This is a genomic window from Paenibacillus sp. BIC5C1 (genome assembly GCF_032399705.1).
GTDB classification, from domain to species: domain Bacteria; phylum Bacillota; class Bacilli; order Paenibacillales; family Paenibacillaceae; genus Paenibacillus; species Paenibacillus taichungensis_A.
The window spans coordinates 7024666-7047718 of the sequence record NZ_CP135922.1 but is presented as its reverse complement, the minus strand read 5'-3'; the positions used below and the strand labels follow the sequence as shown (position 1 = coordinate 7047718).

General features: G+C 48.2%; 18 protein-coding genes. 17 read left to right on the top strand and 1 reads right to left on the bottom strand.

The window, feature by feature from the left end:
* Positions 1–50 precede the first annotated feature (50 nt).
* The 17 genes from RS891_RS31445 (at position 51) to RS891_RS31365 (ending at position 22213) form a co-directional block, all read left to right on the top strand.
* Complete coding sequence (locus RS891_RS31445; protein WP_315796504.1) at positions 51–2471, top strand: S9 family peptidase; 2421 nt, start codon at positions 51–53, stop codon at positions 2469–2471.
* A gap of 234 nt (positions 2472–2705) precedes the next feature.
* Positions 2706–4295 carry an MFS transporter gene (locus RS891_RS31440; protein WP_315794121.1) on the top strand — a complete coding sequence of 530 codons (1590 nt, stop codon included), beginning with the start codon at positions 2706–2708 and terminating at the stop codon, positions 4293–4295.
* A 320-nt stretch (positions 4296–4615) separates the two neighbouring features.
* Positions 4616–5650 (top strand): LCP family protein, encoded by a 1035-nt coding sequence (locus RS891_RS31435; RefSeq protein ID WP_063567370.1) that lies wholly within the window; start codon positions 4616–4618, stop codon positions 5648–5650.
* Between the two features lie 184 nt (positions 5651–5834).
* Entirely contained in the window at positions 5835–6260 is a 426-nt protein-coding gene (locus RS891_RS31430; RefSeq protein ID WP_063567369.1) for a CBS domain-containing protein, read from the top strand.
* 264 nt (positions 6261–6524) lie between these two features.
* Positions 6525–6827, top strand: a complete 303-nt coding sequence (locus tag RS891_RS31425) for a MazG-like family protein (RefSeq protein WP_024629547.1) — start codon at positions 6525–6527, stop codon at positions 6825–6827.
* A gap of 5 nt (positions 6828–6832) precedes the next feature.
* Positions 6833–7744 carry a DUF2232 domain-containing protein gene (locus tag RS891_RS31420; protein WP_076287681.1) on the top strand — a complete coding sequence of 304 codons (912 nt, stop codon included), beginning with the start codon at positions 6833–6835 and terminating at the stop codon, positions 7742–7744.
* An 11-nt stretch (positions 7745–7755) separates the two neighbouring features.
* Complete coding sequence (locus tag RS891_RS31415; RefSeq protein WP_113053304.1) at positions 7756–9744, top strand: DHH family phosphoesterase; 1989 nt, start codon at positions 7756–7758, stop codon at positions 9742–9744.
* Positions 9741–10184: a 50S ribosomal protein L9 gene (rplI, locus tag RS891_RS31410; RefSeq protein WP_024629550.1), complete on the top strand. Its 444-nt coding sequence runs from the start codon at positions 9741–9743 to the stop codon at positions 10182–10184. The genes RS891_RS31415 and rplI overlap by 4 nt, the downstream gene beginning before the upstream one ends.
* 1 nt (position 10185) lies before the next feature.
* Positions 10186–11547, top strand: a complete 1362-nt coding sequence (dnaB, locus tag RS891_RS31405) for a replicative DNA helicase (protein WP_062327745.1) — start codon at positions 10186–10188, stop codon at positions 11545–11547.
* 445 nt (positions 11548–11992) lie between these two features.
* Complete coding sequence (locus RS891_RS31400) at positions 11993–13279, top strand: adenylosuccinate synthase (RefSeq protein WP_076287194.1); 1287 nt, start codon at positions 11993–11995, stop codon at positions 13277–13279.
* Between the two features lie 225 nt (positions 13280–13504).
* Positions 13505–14290, top strand: coding sequence for a hypothetical protein (locus RS891_RS31395; protein WP_315794119.1), 786 nt, complete (start codon positions 13505–13507; stop codon positions 14288–14290).
* Between the two features lie 458 nt (positions 14291–14748).
* On the top strand, positions 14749–16281 hold the full coding sequence (locus tag RS891_RS31390; RefSeq protein ID WP_315794118.1) for a peptidoglycan DD-metalloendopeptidase family protein: 1533 nt from the start codon (positions 14749–14751) through the stop codon (positions 16279–16281).
* Between the two features lie 263 nt (positions 16282–16544).
* Positions 16545–17267, top strand: a complete 723-nt coding sequence (gene yycF, locus RS891_RS31385; RefSeq protein ID WP_315794117.1) for a response regulator YycF — start codon at positions 16545–16547, stop codon at positions 17265–17267.
* On the top strand, positions 17267–19117 hold the full coding sequence (gene walK, locus RS891_RS31380) for a cell wall metabolism sensor histidine kinase WalK (protein ID WP_076287197.1): 1851 nt from the start codon (positions 17267–17269) through the stop codon (positions 19115–19117). Before yycF ends, walK begins: the two co-directional genes overlap by 1 nt.
* Positions 19101–20381 (top strand): YycH family regulatory protein, encoded by a 1281-nt coding sequence (locus tag RS891_RS31375; RefSeq protein WP_113053300.1) that lies wholly within the window; start codon positions 19101–19103, stop codon positions 20379–20381. The genes walK and RS891_RS31375 overlap by 17 nt, the downstream gene beginning before the upstream one ends.
* A 275-nt stretch (positions 20382–20656) precedes the next feature.
* Entirely contained in the window at positions 20657–21400 is a 744-nt protein-coding gene (yycI, locus tag RS891_RS31370; protein WP_091001357.1) for a two-component system regulatory protein YycI, read from the top strand.
* Between the two features lie 6 nt (positions 21401–21406).
* On the top strand, positions 21407–22213 hold the full coding sequence (locus tag RS891_RS31365) for an MBL fold metallo-hydrolase (RefSeq protein WP_062327768.1): 807 nt from the start codon (positions 21407–21409) through the stop codon (positions 22211–22213).
* On the opposite strand, the gene RS891_RS31360 is transcribed toward RS891_RS31365, so the two are convergent.
* Positions 22182–22394, bottom strand: a complete 213-nt coding sequence (locus RS891_RS31360; RefSeq protein WP_053781978.1) for a hypothetical protein — start codon at positions 22392–22394, stop codon at positions 22182–22184. The genes RS891_RS31365 and RS891_RS31360 overlap by 32 nt on opposite strands.
* Positions 22395–23053: the final 659 nt, after the last annotated feature.

Here is a 23053-nt window from a genome sequence, read left to right as displayed (position 1 = left end):
TTCCAAATTATGATGTAATTCACTTTAAAGGGGGAACTAGCTTGAACGCAATGAGTAAAAAGGTCTATGCTCTCACGCTTAGCATGGCGTTGTCCATCGCTCTGATTCAACCAGCGGTCCAGGCAGCAGAAGCGGTGAAGCCTACGGCGACAGTCGCTGAATCCATTGCTTCGAAGGCAACACAGACACTACAGCAACTGGGATACATAGATGGCACAACAGATGGAATGAGAGACTCACAAACGCCAATTACTCGTGCTCAGGCGGCAATCATCCTGCAGCGTGTACTTCAACTGGATGATCCAGCGTCTCTTACGGGTTTCGCAGATGTGTTGGCTAAGGATGAAGCTGCTCCTGCGATTTACGCGCTGAAGCAAAGTGGTCTTATTCAAGGACAAGCCAAAGGTTATGCACCAGATGCACCTCTCACAAGAGCACAGATGGCATCATTGTTTACTCGGGCATTTGAACTGAAGGATAATGGCATTCAGGTTGTATACAGTGATATGGCGCAGATTCCCAAGGTACATACGGAGGATGTCATTCGTCTGAAGCAGCATTTTATTATTGAAGGTAGTGCGTTTAACGCCAAAAATTCAGTGACTCATGGTGAGTTTGCTGATGCACTGTACCTCGCTCTTGGACTTGATGTGCAGTCAGAGGGTCTCACACCTCTGGAAGACTTCTTCAAACAGCCGGCTCAAGCAGGATTCCAAATGTCTCCGGATGGTAAACATCTGGCTTACATGGAGCCGTGGAACAACCGAATGAATATTGTGGTAAAAGAAAATGGTAAGGACAAGTCGGTACGTATCACAAGTGAGATTGAACGCAGTATAGCGGGATTTGTATGGGCGACAAAGGATAAGCTGTTGTATGTAAAGGATGAAGCAGGGGACGAGAACTATCATATTTATGTAACGGATATCGATGGGAAGAACAGCAAGGATCTGACACCCTATCCGAATACAAGAGCGATTCTGGTAGACTCGCTGGAGAATATTCCGGATGAAATTCTAGTAGGGATGAACAAACGTGATCCGCGGATCTTTGACGTGTACCGAATTAACATTAAAACAGGTGAGGCTGTGCTTGCTGCAGAGAACCCGGGCAATATTACGGGCTGGCTTACGGACCATGAGGGTAAAATCCGTGTGGCCATATCGAGTGATGGCAACGTCTCTTCGTTGATGTATCGTGAATCGGAAGATAAACCATTTGAGAATTTGATGACCACCAAGCTGGGGGAAACCTTTGCGCCGGTGATGTTCACGTATGATAACAAAAACATCTATGCTGTATCCAATCTGGAGCGGGATAAAACAGCGATTGTCGAATATAGCCCAAGCAGCAAAAAAGTAACGAAAACCATCTATGAAAATAAGGATGTGGATGTATCCAGTTTCGTTCCTTCTAAAGAAAAAGGCACAATCCTTGCAGCTGTCTATGAGACTGACAAGGTTAACTATGAATACTTCGATAATGATTTCAAAAAATTGATGCAGGATATTCAGGCAAAAGTTCCGGGTAAAGAAGTAAGCATTTCAAACATAAGTGAAGAAGGTCAGGTTCTGTTCATTGCGTATAGTGATAAATCCATGGGTACGTATTACTTCTACGACTCCAAGACAGGGAAGCTGGATAAATTAGCTGACGCGGCACCTTGGATCGATGAGAGTAAAATGTCGGATGTAAAACCCATTACGTACAAGTCACGTGACGGCTTAACGCTTCATGGTTATCTGACGCTTCCACAAGGAGCCGAGGCTTCCCAATTGCCACTGGTGGTTGTTCCCCATGGTGGACCTTGGGCACGGGATTCGTGGGGGTTCAATCCGGAAATTCAATTTCTTGCAAGCCGTGGTTATGCCGTACTACAGGTGAATTTCCGTGGCTCTACTGGATACGGCAAGGAATTCCTGGATGCTGGCAACAAAGAGTGGGGTAAAGCGATGCAGAACGATCTCACAGACGGTGTAAATTGGCTGGTTGAAGAGGGAACGGTTGATGCGAAGCGTGTAGCCATCTACGGTGGATCTTATGGCGGATATGCTGCTCTGGCAGGACTGGCATTCACACCAGAAGTGTATGCCGCAGGAATTAGCTATGTCGGGCCATCTAATCTGTTCACGCTACTGGATTCACTCCCACCTTACTGGGAGTCGGAGCGCAACATGTTCTATGAACGTATGGGTGATCCTGAGAAAGACAAGGAGCTGCTGACAGCTGTCTCACCACTGTTCCATATTGATCAGATGAAAGCCCCATTGTTCGTGGTACAGGGTGCTAATGATCCGCGTGTCAAACAGGCTGAGTCTGATCAGATCGTGGAGGCTCTGCGCAAGCGTGGAGTGGATGTGCCTTATATGTTAAAAGCCAATGAAGGACATGGTTTCGGCAATGTTGAAAATCAATTGGATTTATATCGTGCCATTGAGAAATTCCTGAACCGCCACCTAATGCAGCAATAGTAGCTTAGTTCAACAAGAAGGCCGTCCCACGGGTTCCATTCAGCCTGAGGGACGGCCTTATTTGGTGGAGCAGGGAATTGAGTGAGGTATACAAGCATATTATCAAATTGACATATGAAACCCTTCTGTTTTAAAATGACCAGTGAGTCATTAATGTTCGAGTCGGTTTAATATATATGTATCAATACAGCCTTACGCTACTGGATTGCAATCTGATTGGGGAGGAAATATGTGATGCAAAAACAAATGAAATGGCCGCTTATCCTATTTGCTATCGGGGTGTTTATGGCTGCGCTGGATAACGGAATTATTACGTCGTCTCTGACGACTTTAAATGCGTCGTTTGGCGTGTCGCCGACGTGGGGAGCATGGACAATTACGCTTTATACGCTTGGACTTGCGGTGAGTGTGCCAATTGCGGGTAAGCTCTCCGACCGTTATGGACGCAAGAAGCTGTTCCTGATTGAAGTGGCTTTGTTCGGAATTGGGTCTTTACTCGTTGCGTTAAGCACATCGTTTACCTTCTTCCTGATTGCTCGTGTCATCCAGGCGTTGGGTGGTGGCGGGATTTTTATCATTGCGAGCTCTTACGTATTAAGCAAGTTCCCGGCGGAGCGTCAGGGTACAGCCTTGGGTCTTCTGGGAGGGATGAACGGGGTTGCAGCGATTCTTGGGCCGAATATCGGTGCTTTTATCCTCGACATTACGGGGAATTGGCACTGGTTGTTCTTGATCAATGTACCGATCGCCATTTTGTTGTTTATTGCAGGTATCCGTTATATTCATGAAGAACAGGAGCTGAGCCGTAAGGCAGTGGACTGGAGTGGAATCGCGGTCCTGACGCTGGGTGTGCTCAGTCTGATGTACAGCTTTAGCAACCTGGATGGCGTAAATATGCTGCAAAGTCTAGGCTCACCGACGTTCTATGGTTTCTTCTTGGCAGGTGTAGTGATTCTGGTCCTCTTCTACTTTCTTGAAAAAAGGCTGGAAGGATCACAACGTGAACCTGTTGTATCTACACAGCTTCTGGGCATTGCGTCCTTTCGTTGGACGTTGCTGATTGCCTTTTTCTCAGGAGCCATTCTGGCATCTGTGATCTTTATTCCAGGCTTTGTTGAGCAGTACCTCGGGGTATCCAACACAGCCTCCGGCTACTGGTTTACACCGCTTGCTCTTGCTTCAGGCATTGGTGCGGGTGGTGGTGGTTATCTGGTTGACCGCAAAGGGCCAATCTGGACGTTATCTGTAGCAGGATTGCTGTCCGCTATCGGCTTCCTGCTCTTCCCGCTATGGGTAGAACATATCTGGCAATTCGTGATTGCGAGTGTACTCGTGGGGATAGGCTTCGGTATGATGCTGGGAGCTCCGGTCAACGTGCTCGTTACTGAACAAGCGGGTGAGAACAACAAGGGGATTGCAGTAGCGACCAGTTCCTTGTTCCGTCAGATGGCTATGGCGATTGCACCAACCATTTTTGCCGGTTTCCTGGCCCGCTCGTTCTCCAACCTGGGTTCCAATATTCAGCAAGGTTTCGCAGATCAGGGCATTCAGGTGCCGCCCGAAGCGCTTCAACAATATGCATCTGGCGGTGCAGCTTCAGGAAGCGACATTTCCAGCATAACCGAAGGACTGTCCCAAATCCCTGATCCGGGCATTCGAGATGTGCTGCTACAGGCTCTACATCAGACAACCGGCGAGGGGTATAATGGGCTGTTCTGGTCTGCGGTTATTTTCAGTGTACTCACGTTAATCGCTGCGCTTATTACAGGACGTCAGCGTCATAAAGAGAAGAGGAATCGGGTGGAGACAGCCTCAACAAACTGAATGGATGGCCATTCCACATCAAGAGAACAGTGCACCTTTTGCCAGTAAAAAAAGGTCGCTGTTCTTTTCAATTTAACCGTATTGTAACTTTTCATCATCCAGCAATGATTACAATAGAACGAGCGTGAGCGGCGTTTTCTTTTCAGATAGAGAAAACTTCAGAGAACACCGTGTCACAAGCCATTGCGCACGTTTAATGGTAAGTATATAAGTTGAACGGATCATTAACACTGTACCGTTGCGGGGTCAGGATAAGTTAAATTCAACTTATATAATAGTAGTATCGAATTTCATTTTGACAGTGAAGAAGGAATCGATGGATGACAAGCAGAACTAAAGATAAGAAGAAGAAAAGAAGAAAAGGTCTATATATAACGCTAGTATCGCTCGTTGTTTTGTTAATCGGGGGCTATTTGTTTCGTCAGCAGCTTGCTGTAGCGGCCTTCGATCTGTTTCTCGCCGGTTCAGTAGAAGACCAATTGTCCCGTTCCTATGTACCACAGGAGGGCAACAATACGCCTGACCCAACAGTATATCGCAAAGAACCGTTCTCGGTGTTGCTGCTAGGCTCAGACAAACGTGCCTATGAGAAAACACGTGGGCGCTCAGACACGGTCATCTATGCCGTTGTTCGTCCGAAAGAATCCCGCGTACTCCTGGTATCCATTCCACGTGACACCTATGTGCAGATTGTTGGACGTGATGCCAACAAGGATGGCGAGGATGATTATGATAAGCTCGCGCATGCCTACGCCTTCGGTGGGGAGAATATGTCTATCAATACGGTGGAGAAATTTCTCGATGCGGATGTAGGTTACTATGCAACGATTAACTTTGACGGGATCAAAAAAGTCGTGGATGCGCTTGGTGGAGTGAAGCTGCCGATTGATGAGGACATTGTGAACAAGAACCCTGAACATGTGCAGTTCACAATAGAAGGTGGTAAGCCGATCTACGACGGGCAGGAAGCACTTTACTATGTAAGATACCGTGAGGATAGCGATTTTAATCGCACCAAACGGCAGCAGATTTTCCTGAATGCCATGGCGAACGAGATGCTTAATCTGAACGCCATCAGCAAAATCCCTGAATTGATTCAGATTATGGGAGACAGCTTCCAGACGGATATGCAACCTTCCTTCATTATTGATCTGGCCAAGCAGGTATTGACTCAGGAAAAACCGCAGATCTCAAGCTTCACTATTTTGGGCGAAGGGATGCGGAAAAACGGAATTTATTATGGCAAGGCAGATGAGAAAGACGTCCAATATGCCAAAGAGCTGATTAACAACTGGATGGATGAGTCGACCCCAGCCGGTGAAGTGATGATTCCTGACCGGCAGAAGATCGAGTAACCAATTCCATACAGCCGTTATGTTTTTGACAACGATCAGCAGTGCGTTTATTGGCGGGCTGCTGTTTTTTTTACTTTGTAGAAGGAATCATGTCCTTTTGGAACATCTTGCGTTCTAATGCGTACTATGTAAGTTGAATGTAATAAGCTGACTGATGAAATTCATAAGGAGGATACTTAAGGGTATGAACATCGCATTTTTTTTGCTGCCCAAACAAGAAGTTACGTGCGTAACGTCGGATTCTACTCTGCGGCAAACGTTGGAACGGATGGAATATCATCGGTTCACGGCGGTGCCCATTTTGAATAAGGAAGGCAAGTATATCGGAACGGTTACCGAAGGTGACCTGTTATGGTATATGAAGAACGCCGAGGGAAAGATCACATTTGAAAACGCTTCAAAATTTCTGCTCAAGGACGTTCCACTTCGGTTGGATATCAAACCGGTATCCATAGAAGCCAACATGGAGGATTTGATTAATTTGGCCAAAGTTCAGAACTTTGTGCCGGTTGTTGATGATATGGAGCGTTTCATTGGGATCGTAAGACGGAGTCAAATTATTGAGTATTGCGAGGGTATTGTGGCCAAGGAATCCATGAAAGTGAAGTAAGTCGAAACAAATTTCGATATTGTTGCAGCAACGTGGATAATCACAGCCGTCCGGTATCATGTTAAACTTAAGAAGAGCTGAACAAGAGCGAACTTAAATGAATTTTTGACAAGATAAAATACGAATTCGTTCTACGGGGTCCCCGCAAAGTACCTGAGATAAGTTTCGGAGGACTTCTCCGCTTTTTGGGGTAATTTTGCGGCCCCCCTTTTTATGCTATAATGGAGAATAAAGCTTTTTCGGGGGAGAGTGACTTTCGCCAATATGCCTAAAGAACTGGATGTAGCCAAACGCGCTAAAGTGATTGAATGGCTTAAAACCGAAGTACTTGATCAGGTATCCCGATTATTCAAAGCGTTATGGGAAGGCAGTACAACCCGAATCGGGGACAGTCTCGCCAGTTTGATGATGAGTAGTTACATATTGGGCCGCAGGCTCGGTATTCCTTTCAAGGATCTGGATGCACTGCTTGTTGAGAAATTGAAAAAGCATAAACAGGAAGGTCACCAGTTGGAAGATTGGTACCAGGATATTTCCGCGCTAGAAGATCACATGCGTAAGAGGTGAATTTGTTGAAATTTAGCTTTAAATCAGCTGTCTGGAGCGTAGTTTATCTGCTCTTGCTACTTTCGCTGTTAACTCCTTTATCGGTTCTGGCCATATTTTTCATGATGATACCTGGAGTTATTTTGTTTGCTTCATTACCGGTAAAATCATTCATATGGCATCTCGTCCCAGTGGCGATTATTTTGGTCATATTTAGTCCGATTTATTTGTTATTACTGCTTTTGTTCACCCTGCCCGCCATTGTTATGGGCAATGCGTACAAGAAAAAAAAGTCAGCCCTATTCGCCCTAATGGTAGGAAGCGGAGCCATGCTGGCCGAATATCTGTTGGTCCTGTTGATTGGAAGTGTAATCTTCCAGTTTGATTTGTCGAGTTATATTGATGATGTGGTCAGATTGACGATTGAACCGCTGACGAATTCATCCAGTCAGATGGTAAATGGGTTTGTATGGACACCTGAAATGACACAGGATGTCGCAAGACAGACGCAGCTTATGATTCCATTCGCCTTGGTGGTCACGTCTCTGGTCATGGCTCTAATCACACATCTCATTGCACGTCCGATTCTGAACGTTATGGGTGTGGTTGTACCGAAATTTCCACCTGCGCGTGAATGGCGTATGCCGCGTGCCCTGATCTGGTATTACTTCCTGGCATTGTTGTTCGAAGTGATATCCAGACAGAGTGACGGATCGTACTGGACCATGATTGCCATGAACTTGTCGCCTCTAATCAATTTGGGCTTCATGATTCAAGCTATCGGCTTCTTCTTCTTTCTCTCACATGCAAAGAAATGGAATCCGGTTGTACCATATTTGCTGGCGGCAGCAGTCTTCTTCATTGGACCGCTGCGGATTATCGGGATTATCGATCTGGCGTTCCCGCTTCGCGAGGCAATATCGAAACCAAAACGATAGGGTGATGAGTCATGCCTAAATTTCTGAAGAAACGCTGGCACGGCTACTATACCGTATGGGCGTTCATACTGCTGCTTCTGCTTGTTATGTTCGTGACCATCTACAACTGGACGCTTGGTTTGATTAGTCTGATACTGGCTTCGGCGCTGGGAATCGTCATGATTAAGGCGGAGCTCGCGTTCCGTCGTGAGCTTAACGACTACATTAATGGCCTGTCCATTCGGATTAAGCGAATGGAGGGAGAAGCGGTCAGCATGCTCCCATTCGGTATTGTGCTGTACAGCGAAGATCGTACCGTAGAGTGGCATAATCGCTTCGTCGCGGACATGTTCCAAGAGAAGACGATGGTAGGCAATCCGCTGCAAAATTTATTTCCTAAACTTCCTCAACCGAAGGAAAAAAAGGATGGGACCAAGGAGCCGTCCAAGGAACTTCATGACGAATTCCAACTGGATGATCGATATTATGGTGTTATCCATAATCCGCAGGAACGGTATGTATATGTCTACGAGATTACGGAGCTAGCCATTCTTCGTGATAAATATGAGAATGAACGCATTGCACTGGGCATTCTGGTTCTCGATAATCTGGACGAAGCAGCCCAAGGCATGGACGACCAGCAGCGAACTGCACTGATTGCCCGCGTAACAAGTGAGATCACGTCCTGGGCGAAACGGTATGAGGTGTACCTGCGCCGCCTCTCCTCTGATCGTTATCTCATGATGCTGAACTATAAGTCTTTGCAGGAACTGGAGCAGAGCCGGTTTGTCATTCTGGATGAAGTCCGTGAGATGACCGCTGATCTTAAGGTGCCAATGACACTAAGTGTAGGACTGGCATTTGGTTCGGATTCCATCAGTGAGATGGGAGAACTAGCTCAGTCCAGTCTGGATATGGCACTTGGCCGTGGTGGTGACCAGGCTGCCGTCAAATCTGGACAACGGTTGTCCTTTTACGGTGGGAAGTCTAACGCGGTTGAGAAACGTACACGGGTAAGAGCCCGGGTTATCGCACATGCATTGCGTGATCTGATGCAGGAGAGCGACCGGGTAATTATCATGGGCCACAAAATGCCTGATATGGATGCGATTGGTGCGTCTATTGGGGTATGGAAAGCGGCAAGTCTGTACAATGTGGAAGCACGAATTGTACTGGATGGGCCCAATCCTTCCATTGAACGCATGATGGAACAGGTAAATAAGGATGAAAAGCTGTCCAAAGCCTTTGTATCGCCGGAACAGGCCACCCAGATGATGACGGAGCATACGTTGCTCGTTGTTGTCGATACACACAAGGCATCCATGACAATGGAGCCGAAGCTGGTTCAATCCGCTACGCGTGTCGTGGTTGTGGATCATCACCGTAGGGGTGAAGAATTCATTAACGATGCTGTGTTGATCTATCTGGAACCATATGCCTCCTCGGCAGCAGAACTGGTGACTGAGCTACTCCAATATATTCACGACAAGGTGCAATTTACTCCACTGGAAGCGACGGCATTATTAGCCGGGATTACGGTGGATACGAAGCATTTTGCACTCCATACGGGATCGAGAACGTTTGAAGCGGCAGGCTTCCTGCGTCGTAGTGGTGCAGATACCATTATGATCCAGCGGCTGATGAAAGAAGATTTGTCAGAATATATTGCTAAGGCAGAAATCATAAAGCATGCTAAAATGGTATACGGGAACATTGCGCTGGCGGTCACAGACCCTGGCAACAAGATTCCACAGATGATGATCGCCCAAGTGGCGGACACATTGCTCAATATGACCGACGTGGTCGCTTCATTTGTCATTAGTGAACGACCGGATGGACTGATTGGCATCAGCGCGAGATCGCTGGGTCGCATGAATGTTCAGGTGGTCATGGAACGACTGGGCGGTGGCGGACATTTGACGAATGCTGCCGTGCAGCTTGAAGGAACGCTTGGAGAGGCGGAAAAACGGCTGACGAACGTACTGGCTGAAATCGAAAAGGAAGAGGGTTTGTTCGAATGAAAGTCATTTTTATAAAAGATATGAAGGGTCAAGGTAAAAAAGGACAAGTGAAGGAAGTGTCCGAGGGATACGCACAGAACTTCCTTCTGCCACGGGGAATCGCACGTCCAGCAACAGATGGAAACATGAAAACATTGGATAACCAGAAGGCAGCGGAAGACAGACGTAAGCAGGAAGAAAAAGCAGAAGCGGAAGCTCTGGCTAAAAAGCTGGAAGCTGAAGTGACTGAACTGAAAGCAAAATCTGGCGAAGGCGGCCGTCTGTTCGGAGCAATCACGAGCAAACAAATCGCAGAAGCTCTGGCAGCGAAAGGTCTGAAAGTCGACAAACGCAAAATTGAGCTGGACGAGCCTATTCGCACACTCGGCGTAACACAAGTCACCGTCAAGGTTCACCCTGAAGTGAAGGCTACCTTGAAGGTACAGGTAACGGAAGAGTAAGATGGGCGGCGAAATGTTATTCGACCGGATTCCCCCACAGAACCTGGAAGCCGAACAGGCCGTGCTGGGTGCAATCCTGTTGCAGGGCGAAGCCCTGATTACAGCGATGGAACGGGTGCAAACCGAGGATTTCTATGATAAACCCCATCAATTAATTTTTGAAGCGATGATCCAGCTTGGCGAGGGAAATCAGCCGATTGACCTTGTGACACTGACTTCGCTGCTGAAGGATAAAGGCGAGCTTGAGGACATCGGCGGCGTCAGTTATCTGGCGAAGCTGGCTCATGGTGTTCCGACTGCCGCGAACGTGGATTATTACGCTCAGATTATCGAAGAGAAATCCATGCTGCGTCGCCTGATTCGTACAGCTACGCAAATTGTGAGTGAAGGATACACGGGTGGTGAGGATGTCGCGGCTATGCTTGGAGAAGCAGAGCGGCGCATTCTGGAGATTTCCAACCGGCGTTCCAGTAGCGGTTTTATAGCCATTCAGGATGTACTGATGGAAGTATTCGACCGAGTAGAGACGCTGCATCAGAACCGGGGAACGACGACGGGCATTCCGTCAGGGTTCATCGATCTGGACAAGATGACCGCCGGATTCCAGCGGAGTGACTTGATTATTGTAGCTGCACGTCCATCTGTAGGTAAGACCGCCTTTGCCCTCAATATCGCTCAGAATGTAGCCATTCGAGCGCAGGAGACGGTTGCGATATTCAGTCTGGAGATGTCAGCCGCACAGCTCGTACAGCGTATGATCTGTGCAGAGGCCAATCTGGATGCGGGTGTCATGCGTATGGGTGACTTCAAAGGTGATGAAGATTGGCAGAAGCTGACGATGGGTATTGCAGCCTTGAATGAAGCCAATATCTACATTGACGATACGCCAGGGATCACCGTAGCTGACATTCGTGCGAAATGCCGTCGTCTCAAGAAAGAGAAAGGCCTTGGCATGATTCTGATCGACTACCTTCAACTGATTAGTGGACGCGGTAAAGCCGGCGAGAACCGTCAACAAGAGGTATCCGAGATTTCGCGTACACTGAAACAGATTGGACGGGAACTGGAAGTTCCGGTTATTGCCTTGTCTCAGCTGAGCCGGGGTGTAGAGCAGCGTCAGGATAAACGCCCGATGATGAGTGACTTGCGGGAATCGGGTTCGATCGAGCAAGATGCCGACATCGTTGCGTTCCTATACCGGGATGACTACTATAACCAGGAGACCGAGAAGAAAAACATTATCGAGATTATTATCGCCAAACAGCGTAATGGTCCGGTAGGTACGGTGGAACTGGTCTTCCTAAAAAACTTTAATAAATTCGTTAACTACGAGCGGGCACATAATGATGCCTTTGCCATGTAGGGGACAGGCACAGACTGCTTCCATTGGGAAAGTGAAATCGTCTGTCCCCGACATCAATCATTAGATTATATGAACTCATAAATACGTTGTGAATACGACATATAGCGTTGGATTTAAACGCGTAGCGTATAACCGGGGTTAGCCGTCAAGCAAGATTTGACTGGCTTCGCCGGTTTTTTGCGTCGCAATATAGAGTCAATTCCGAACATTAGAGTTTGACTATATCTAATTGTTCGCCATTTGATTTGACTTTGAAAAAAGGGACTGGTACACTAGTACTGCTGCGTTAAAGCAGCGAAAACCTTCCCTTGGATGTAAACCGAGGGGGATTTTCACTGTCCGTTAGCACGCTTCTCCGCTGGTAATTTCACTTCAAATTCCTGCCGAGATAGAGGACGGACAGACCAATACAAAGGTGCGCAAGGCACCCACGGAGGTATGTACTATGTCAACGGTAGTTGTAGTGGGAACGCAATGGGGAGACGAAGGTAAAGGCAAGATTACGGATTATTTGGCGGAATCCGCAGACGTGGTTGCACGTTACCAAGGCGGTAACAATGCAGGACACACGATTCTGATCGATAACAAAAAATATAAATTGACGATGATCCCATCGGGTATCTTCTACACAGATAAAGCATGTGTAATTGGTAACGGTATGGTTATCAACCCGAAGGCACTCATCGAAGAAATTAACTATATTCATGACAATGACTTTACGACCAAAAACCTGTCCATCAGCGAACGCGCACACATCATCCTGCCATATCACATGGTATTGGATGCATTGGAAGAAGAGAGCAAAGGCCCGAACAAAATCGGTACAACTGGCAAGGGAATTGGCCCATGTTACATGGACAAATCAGCTCGTATCGGTATTCGTATGGTTGATCTGCTGGATGCGGAAGAGTTCGAACTGAAACTGCGTCATTTGGTAAAAGAAAAAAACCGTGTAATTGAGCAAGTCTATGGCGGCGAGCCTGTAGATGTAGAAGAAATTCTGAAAGATTACCTGGGATATGCAGAAATTCTGCGTCCTTATGTGCGTGATACTTCAGTGGTGCTCAACGAATATATCGACGAGGACAAAAAAGTATTGTTCGAAGGCGCACAAGGCGTTATGTTGGATCTTGACCAAGGTACTTATCCATTCGTTACTTCATCCAATCCGTCTGCAGGCGGCGTATGTATCGGTTCTGGCGTAGGCCCAGCTCGTATTCAACAGGTTATCGGTGTGGCTAAAGCCTATACAACACGTGTAGGAGATGGTCCTTTCCCGACAGAGCTGCATGATGCAGTTGGTGACCAAATCCGTGAGACTGGACATGAGTACGGTACTGTAACTGGACGTCCGCGTCGTGTCGGTTGGTTTGACAGTGTAGTTGTTCGTCACGCTCGTCGTGTCAGCGGAATTACGGGTCTGTCCCTGAACTCCCTGGATGTAATGACAGGCCTGGAAACGGTGAAAATCTGCACAGGATACAAATTCCGCGGCGAGGTTATCACTCACTATCCGGCAAGCCTGAAAATGCTGGCAGAATGTGAAGCGGTATACGAAGAGCTTCCAGGCTGGAGCGAAGATATCACAGCAGCGAAGAAGCTGGAAGACCTGCCTGTGAACACACAGAACTATGTGAAACGTGTTTCTGAACTGACAGGCATTCCAATCGCCATCTTCTCTGTAGGTCGTAACCGTGAGCAAACGAATCAGGTTCTTCCTATCTACGAATAAGCAGCTAGGTTAACCCGGCAATACGAAGTTAAACGTTCATCCAAATGATATGTCTATATGGCATCATAGAGCCCCAGGTATCGCTTAATTAGCGATGGCTGGGGTTTTTCGCATGTCTTCCTGATATAATCCCTGAATTTCCGTCAATACTGGTTAACAGTAGACTCATAGATCCTGAAACATCGAATGTGATATGGGGTCGGAAAACGGAGGGAGAGAACGGGAATGAAGTTGCTTCAATGGTTCATTAAGATATTGCTTACCGTGATGCTGGTCAGTTCACTGACCCTGCTGACAACCGGATTAATCGTTCAGTCATATGTAAAATCGCTGCTGGCGAGTTTCAATATTCAGTGGGAAGGGCAGCCCATGGGGTTAACGGCCATGTTTCAGGGTGCATTAGGTGGTAAGTCCGGTGAAGAGAAGAAGCCTGGAACGGGAACGACAGATCAGCCGGCAGGAGCAGAGGAGGAACATGTTCCAGAAGATGCGATATCTGTCATGGGCAATGGAACAGAAAGCGGGGAAACAGGTGCGAATACAGGCAACAGCTCAGGAGAGGCTACGGGAACAGATGAGGGTCAAGGAGCAGGTTCAGGAACGAACTCTTCTGCTACGAATTCAAGCTCAGGGGGCACCTCAGCCGCGGGAACAGACGCAGATGCTGGCACAAATACGGGTACCGATTCTGGGACAACAACTGGCAACAATACAGCATCCGGCAACTCCACAGGTACGAACTCCACAGGTACGGCTTCTTCAGGGAATGATGAGATTGTAGTATCTCCGGATGACATCACAGGCAAGAAAGACAAGCTGCCGTTGGAGGAAAAAGAAAAGATTTTCAGCCTGCTGATGAACAAGTTGCCTCAGAAAGAGATGCAGCAAATCTCAGGCGCCATGGAAGGCGGCTTAACGGAACAGGAGCTGCGTGATATTGAGCAGGTGATCTCCAAGTATCTGACGAGCGAAGAATACGATAATCTGATGGAAGTCCTTCAGGCGGAATAAGCATACAATCCAGCCATATGAGGCACTCTATAGCAAGAGTTAACGAAATCCCTCACCAGAGATGATCTGGGGAGGGATATTCGGTTTGTATTTTTATGAAAAAGAAAACACATTTCGGTGGGTCTTAGAACCTAGTCTTAAAAAATGGTCAAAAGTACATAGTATACCTGAAGTAGAAGCGTTATGGGGAAGAATTCTGTTCTGCCATCTTATGGATAATACAGGAAAACCAAGCGTGGCGCGGCTTTGCGCTATGACGTGTACAGTTGAAATGAGTGTAAAACCTGTGTTAAAGTATACGGGTGTGATAAAAGGTTAAAATTTTGACACTTTTACGAGCGCAGCTAAAGTCCTGATTTGCGGACACCCGAATACAAATATCGACAAGCATGGGACAGACACACTGGGTGATGTCTTGACAGAAATGCGAACTGAGAAGTGCTGAAAAGGAGAGAATCATGAAAGGTTTCAGAGGCATACGCCAACCGGACAAAAACCGGGAACACGAACAATCCGGGGAACACCGGACGGCCGAAGACAAAAACAACATGAGCATGTCCAACTTCAGTGGAAACAAAAAGCGCGTTCTGGCCTCGCGCAAATGGATCATTACAGCAGCATGCGGTTTATTCATCGCTGCATCGATCGGATTCGCAGGCAAACAATACGTTGCTGCAAACACCGTCCCTTATTATAAAGTGATGGTTAAAGGAAATGAGATTGGTACCATCACGGATGAGGCGCAATTACAGAAATTATTTGCAGACAAAACCGATGAATTTCAAAATAAATATCCAGAGGCGGAAATGGTGCTGAACACAGACGGCATCACGACCGAAACCATTAAAGCATACAAACCCGTAGTCAACAGCGATGAGACGCTGGACAAGCTCGGCGACATGCTTACCGCCTATGCCAAGGGAGTAGAGCTCAAGGTAGACGGTGAAGTGATCGGCATTGTGAAGGATCAGGCAACAGCAGACGCGATTCTGGAACAAGTGCAGAACAAGTACATATCGGCATCGGCTGTGCGCAGTTCGCTCAAGACGAAGTCGGTATCAGCAAACTCATCGAAGAAAGCCGAGGGGCCAAGTACTACGCTGAAGTCGGTGGGCATCAAAGAAGATGTAGCGACAGATGTGGTGAAGGCTGATCCAAACAAAATATGGGATGTGTCCGAGGCGGTTGAAGCTTTAACCGTTGGTAAAGACGCGCCTGTAACTTATGTCGTGCGTGAAGGAGATACGATCTCTTCCATTGCCGCCAAATACGAAATTACGCAAAGCGAAATTCGCAAACATAACCCGGGCATCAAAGAAACGTCGCTGCAAATTGGGGACGAGCTTACACTGACGGTGCCAAAACCAGCCGTTACTGTTAAATCGGTAGAACAGGTGGTTGAACAGATTGAGATTAAACCGCAGGTGGAAGTACGCAAAAGTGCTGAGCTCAAAGCAGGCACAACCAAAGTGGTGCGTCCAGGTCAAAGCGGTCTGAAAAGCATGCAATATCGGATAACGAAGGAAAATGGTGAAGTCGTTCAGGAGGAATGGCTTGGCCAGGAAGTCATCAAAGCAGCGGTTACTGAAGTGGTTCTGAGTGGAACCAAAGTGGTCGGTGAAGGTACAGGCGAATTTGCTTGGCCGGTATCAAACGCTACGATGAGCAGCAGCTTTGGACAACGCTGGGGTCGTCAGCACAAAGGTGTCGATCTTGTCGGTAATCGGGACGTGAAAGCGTCTGATGAGGGCGTGATTACTTTTGCAGGACAGAAGAGTGGTTATGGCAATGTTATTATTATTAACCATCGTAATGGATACGAAACACTTTATGGGCACTTGAACAGCATTGGTGTTAAGGTTGGACAAGTCGTTGAAAAAGGTGAAAGCATCGGCGTCATGGGCAACACGGGCCGTTCGACCGGAACGCATCTGCATTTTGAGATTATCAAGAACGGAACGGTGGAAAATCCGTTGACATACTTGAACTAGTTATATCGCAATCGAGGGCAAGGTTGGCAGTTGATGCTGACCTTGTTTTTTGCTGCTGTAAAAATTTTTCAGTTTGGGCTGCACATTGGCCCTGATCGGGATGTGACGGTGCTTCAGGTATGTTAAACTATAGACTATAGGCAACAAGCCATATGATATAGACTATATTCAATGAAATCGTAGGAAACACAATTTATATAAGTTGAATAAGAGAGATAGACCGCTCAGGCGGATCAAGCAGGATATAGGGGTGAAGACAGCCGATGCAGGGGAAGATTTTGGTGGTGGACGATGAACAGCCCATTGCGGACATTCTGAAGTTTAATTTGGAAAAAGAGGGGTACGAGGTCATCTGCGCTTTTGATGGCATTCGTGCGGTTGAATTGGCGTTATCCGAGAAGCCGGATCTGATGCTGCTGGACCTGATGCTGCCAGGTAAGGATGGTATGGATGTGTGCCGCGAGGTGCGTGCCCATCTGGAGATGCCGATCATTATGCTGACTGCAAAGGATGGCGAGATCGACAAGGTGCTCGGTCTGGAGCTGGGAGCGGATGATTACGTAACAAAGCCTTTCAGTACGCGCGAGCTGCTCGCGCGGGTGAAAGCACAGATGCGCAGACGGCAGAAGCCTGCCATCACGGCAGAAGCGCCGGAAGATGATGAGAAGCAGGTCATGCGTTTATTTGATCTGGCGTTTGATATGGACATGTATACAGCTTACAAAGGCGGCGAACCGCTGGATCTGACCCACCGTGAGTACGAACTTCTCTATTATATGGCGAAGCATTCCGGCAAGGTCATGACACGTGAACATCTGCTGCAGGCGGTGTGGGGATATGAATATTTCGGGGATGTGCGTACCGTGGATGTTACGATTCGTCGTCTGCGTGAGAAGATTGAGGAGAACCCGAGCAAACCGGAAACGATTCTGACTCGCCGCGGGCTGGGTTATCTCGTGCGCAGTCCCAAAAGCGTGGGGATATAATGGGGCGTTTCTCGCGATTTTCGTTCTTTCGAACGATTCAGGCGAAACTGATTATTATCTATGTACTGCTGATTCTGATTGCGATGCAATTGATCGGCGTTTATTTTGTCAGTGCGATGAAGAACTCGTTAACCAGCAACTTCACTGAGGATTTGCAGGCACGGGCTGAGATGCTCTCTGTACTTGTAGGGGAGACGATGGCTGGTGGGGAAGCTGAGGCTGGCGAGGACAAAACGGAAAACCTGCGTGTGTTGGTTAACAATCTGTTCAACATTAATGGTGCCGAAATTCAGGTACTGGATGCCAGCGGCAAAGTGCTGACCACCTCGCTCAGTTCCCATTCGGACTATGTTGGGCGCAAAAACACCCAAACCGTTGTCAGCCGTGCGCTGCAAGGCATTCGGGACAATGAGGAATATATCGTGGATGAGGATAATGTTCGCAAAAAGGTCGTTGCCAAGCCGGTGCTGTCCGGCGGCAAGATTATCGGCGCGGTTTACATCGCCGCCTCCATGAATGAGTTATATGCCACAATGGAGGGCATTAACAAGATTTTTATCTCCGGAATTTTGATTGCCTTGGTATTAACTGCGGTGCTCGGTGTCATTCTGTCACATACCATTACGCAGCCGATCAAGGAAGTCACCCGAAGGGCGACGGCGGTCGCGGAAGGCAACTTCGATCAGCAGACCCCTGTATTCGGAACGGATGAGATTGGACAGCTCAGTCGGGCGTTCAACTATATGACCAGCAGATTGCGAGATGCACTCTCCCAGAACGAAGAGGAGAAAGAGAAGCTCACGTCCATTCTGACCAATATGAGCGATGGCGTGGTCGCAACGGACGAATATGGCAAAGTCATTCTGGTGAATCGCCGTGCCAGCAGCATTCTGGGCATGCGTCCGGCGGACATTGAGGGACGACACTTTGCCGTATTGCTCGGTATTGATCCGGAAGATGCAGAGGCGTTAGCCAGTGGTTTTACAGGTTCGACACTGCTCCAGATTGCACCTGCGGGACAAGAAGATCCCGTTGTCATTCGCATGACGTTTACACCGGTTCATCGTCGTGAGCTAGGCATTACCGGTACGATCGCTGTGCTTCAGGATGTTACCGAGCAGGAAGAACTGGAAGCGTCACGACGTGAATTCGTGGCGAATGTCTCCCATGAGCTACGTACACCACTTACCACCATCAAAAGCTACGCGGAAGCGCTGGATGATGGGGCTCTGGAAGATCCGCAGCTCGCTGGACGATTCGTTGGAGTAATCCAGAATGAGACGGAGCGTATGATTCGCTTGGTTACGGATCTGCTGCATCTGTCCAGGCTCGATTCCAAGGAAGCGATGCTACGCAAACAGCCAACCGATATCATGGAGATGTTGGAAGAAGTGTCGGACCGTTTTTCGTTCCAGATGCATCAGAAGGATATTCAGCCTGTGCTTTCTGTGGAGAACGGGATTCCAGCGGTTCCGCTGGATCGCGACCAAATTGATCAGGTGCTTGATAATGTCGTGTCCAACGCGCTGAAATACACGCTCGAAGGTGGCACAATTACTATTGCGGCCAGACGCAATGATGATCATACTCTCGCCATATCGGTGACCGATACGGGGATGGGGATTCCACAGCGGGATTTGGATCGCATTTTTGAACGGTTTTATCGGGTAGACAAGGCTCGTTCCCGCAGTATGGGCGGCACAGGGCTTGGGTTGTCCATTGCCCGGGAAATTGTGAAGGCCCACGACGGCAATATCTCACTGGAGTCCGAGGTGGACGTGGGGACGACGGTAACGTTCACACTGCCCATGCGTGAGGAAGGAGGTGAGCACCTTGAAAGAGCGGATTAAATCGCTGGTGCTTGCTTCCCTCGTCGTTGCCAGTTTGGTACAAAGTTACTTCCTGATCTATCGTTTGCCCGGCGGGGGCGATTCGATTGTGACGTCAGAGACGAACTATGTAAAAACCGAAAATATGGGCCAGGAGCGCAATATTGAAGATTTAATTTTCCCTGATCAGATGGTTATTCATCTGGGAGAGGACAAACATACGGTGTTTTATCCGGGCAATACGTTCTATCAGTTGATCTATTCACGGTTGCAGGGGCGTACGTTTGATGATTTCCAGCGTCGGAGCGTGCAATCGGTCAACTGGGATCAGATTCGCAAGGAGAATCCTGGCTTTGAGCTGTCGTTCAAGGAAGGCATCCCTGTAGCGTTGTTACAGCGCGTGATGCGGCTCGGGACAGACTCTCTCTTCCAGGGGGAAACGATTAACCGGATCTCGATCTATACGGCCAAAAATGAAACCAAGGCTCACGCCCTGTTCTTCAGCGCCAAAGGCGATGTGGTCTACGAGGCGACGCAGGCGGATCTGACCGTACAGGACGTGCAGCAGCATGTGGACTTCGGCAGCAGCTGGACACCTTATACGCTGATGGATGGCGGGTATTATATCCCGGCTGAAGCACTGGAAACGATTGAGGCTGACGTGCCTACAGGCCAGTTCACTGTCGAACAAATGCAGCGCAGCCTATTCTTTGATCCAAGCATGACCCGAAACATTCGGGAAAAGGATGGATCGGAGATCTATACAGACAGCAAACGCAGTCTGCAAGTGAAGCAAGAACAGCGCTGGATTAGTTATACCGATCCGGCGGCACCGCCTGCGGGACAGATTGATGCAGCGAAGGATGCGCTGTCCGCGGTTGATTTTGTGAATCAGCACGGTGGCTGGAAAGGTCGATCACGCATGATGCTGGATACTACCGATACAAAGACGAAGCTTCAGTTCCAGCAATATTACAGCAGCTTCCCGATTATGGACTCGATGCAGTTCCGGTTCGGCACGATCAGCATGGAAATGCAGCAGGAGACAGTGTCCAGTTATGAGCGTTCGCTCGAATATCTGAACGAAGGCGCGGAGACGAAGAAATCGGTCACCCTGCCCGGTGGGGACAAGCTGAAGGCGCTCATCCAGAAGGTGGCGGGTACCAATCGTAAGGTCGTAGACGTGTATCCGGCGTACCGTCCATCCAGCATTGAGGATGGGATGAAGCTGATCCCGGTATGGGTAATCCGCTTCGGAAACGGGGAGGAAACCACCGTTTCTTGATGGGTTATAGTCATTAAACATAAGGTGGGCTGCATTATCCACTCCGCGGTCAGAACAACCTTCCGATCGCTGTTATTCCCAGATTTCATTGATTCCCTTTAGTTAAAGGGAGAAATCCGGGAATAAAGGCGAGCACTACGTTTCTTCAGGTTTTTTCTGCCCTCTCCGTTATCGTGAAGCATTATGTTCAAAGTCTATAAAAGACTAAAGTAGCAGTGGCAGGTTGGGCAACTATAGAAAGTATTTCAAGAAGTCTAATGAAGGAGGTGTATGTTTTGGATTGGGGACGGGCGAAAAATGTGTTGATCTATGCCTTCCTGCTGCTCAATCTGGTGCTGGGATACCAGATCTGGATGGATGCGCGGGAGACGGCCGGAGCCAATCTGGACTTCACCTCACTGGCGGATAATACACAGCAGGCGATGGAGGAGAAGGGCATTCAGGTGCTGGCTCCTATTCCGAATGAGACGCCGAAGCTGCCGAAGCTGTCGTATGAATTCATTGAAGATAACAAGACAGGCATTGATGTTGAACTGGAAAATACCGTGGACAGCAAGCTGATCTTCTCGCAAAGCGAGTTGGAGGATGCACTACAAGACGAGATTCCCCAGATCGGTACGTATCGATGGGATCAGTTGATGGCGGAGGATGGGGCATTTGTGCTTCATCCGTTAGTGGATGGCAAATGGCCGCTCTTCAATGTTAGTCTGGAGCTATTCTACAGCGATCAGAAAATTACGGGTTACCGTCAGACTCCGGTGCGGATTACGACAGCGGAGGAAAGCGATCAGCAGGTGCTTCCGGCTTCGAAGGCGCTGGGTACGCTGATCGAGAACTTTTTGCCAAATGATGCGATTGTCAAAGATATTCAGTTGGGCTATTACGGCCAGTTGTTCAATTCAGATATGCAGGTGGCGATGCCGGCATGGCGGTTCGTGCTGGAAAGTGGCGAAGTGTTGTACGTGCAGGGCATCAGTGGGGATGTATTCAGTCCCAAGACAGACAAACCAGGGGAGTAATGCGTTATGGGGATATATTTTACCGTGTTATCCAGCGGTTCGACAGGGAATGCCACGGTTATACAGCATGGGGGCACATCCCTCATGATTGATGCAGGTCTCAGCGCGAAGCGGCTGGAGGCATTGTTTCTGGAACGGGAGATTTCGGGAACGGAGCTGGACGGGATTCTGGTTACACATGAACATTCCGATCACATTAAAGGACTAGGCGCGATGTCTCGGAAATATAATTTACCAATCTATGCAAACACGAATACGTGGGCCGCACTGGAGAAGTCCGTGGGGGCGATTCCAGAGGAAAACCGGAGGGTGTTTGAGACGGGTGAAAAGCATGATTTTGGCTCCCTGCGCGTGGAATCTTTCGGCATCTCCCATGATGCAGCGGAACCGGTAGGTTACACGTTCGACGATGGCAGTGAGAAGTTGTCCGTCGCGACGGATCTCGGATATATGAGCGACAAGGTTCGCGATGCGATCTCGGATTCGGATGTACTTGTGCTGGAGGCGAATCATGATGTCGAATTGCTGCGCATGGGGCGGTATCCATGGAACACCAAGCGCCGCATTCTGAGCGACATTGGGCATTTGTCGAACGAAGCGGCGGGAGCTGCGCTTAGTGAACTGATGAACGGACGCATCAAACGCACGTATCTGGCACATTTGAGCCGGGATCATAATATGATGGACTTGGCGAAAATGACCGTGCGTGATGCGATGGAGAGCCGTGGTTGCTTTTATCGGGATCATGAGTTCAAGCTCTGTGATACGTATTATGATCGGCCTACGCCATGGGATAGGGTGGGTGAGCCATAAAGCTGTCAAGTTCGGTAGCTTTGCGCTCCACTTCCTCGCGGGTCAGAATGCCTTTGTCGACGAGCAGTTCAATAATCGTGCTTAGGGCAAGGGTATTGCGGTAATGTTCTTCCTTGAGATCGGCCAGCTTGGCCGCCATATGAACTTCATCCATGGCTGTGAGTGTACGCGTGCGATCCATAATGTGAATCCTCCTTCTATGAAGCTTCGAATTGTCTTTTACTATTATTGTAGTCAGGCTTGATGGAAAACATTCCTCTTTTTGCCGCTATAATTACACGTAAGGGACGTGTATGCTGAACCAGGGGCTGCATTTTGCTTAAGAAGATGAAAAAGTTCACGGGAATAGGCAAAATTGCGCTTAACGATCTGAGTTTTGTGGTGATAGATACTATGGACCTTTATTGTTAAGCGCGTTATAGCGGAAATTTCCGTTAATCTTCGTAATTATGCAACTTTTTAAGATTTGGCGTGTTTAGTATATAAGGAGCTTTTATAGTAGAGGCTGTTTTGCGCGCAAAAAGGCATGTCGTAGAATGCGAGAGCATTTCTGATAGAGTCACAGGCAGAATGGGATGTCCGTTCTGTTGTACATAGACGCTTCATTTCGAGTTAGTGGGGATGGCAGCGATATGCAAAACGATTTTTTATGCAAGAAGGCATGGAAGAATGAGTTGGGGTCTTCACGTAACGGAGACGGCAGAAGGAACCTGAAGAAACGGAGTGCTCGCCTTTATGAACAAATTTTTACCTTATTAGAGGGTAATCAATAAAATTTGTGAGTAACAGCGATCGGAAGGTTCGTCTGCCGGCGGAGTGGGCTATGTGAGAACACCATCG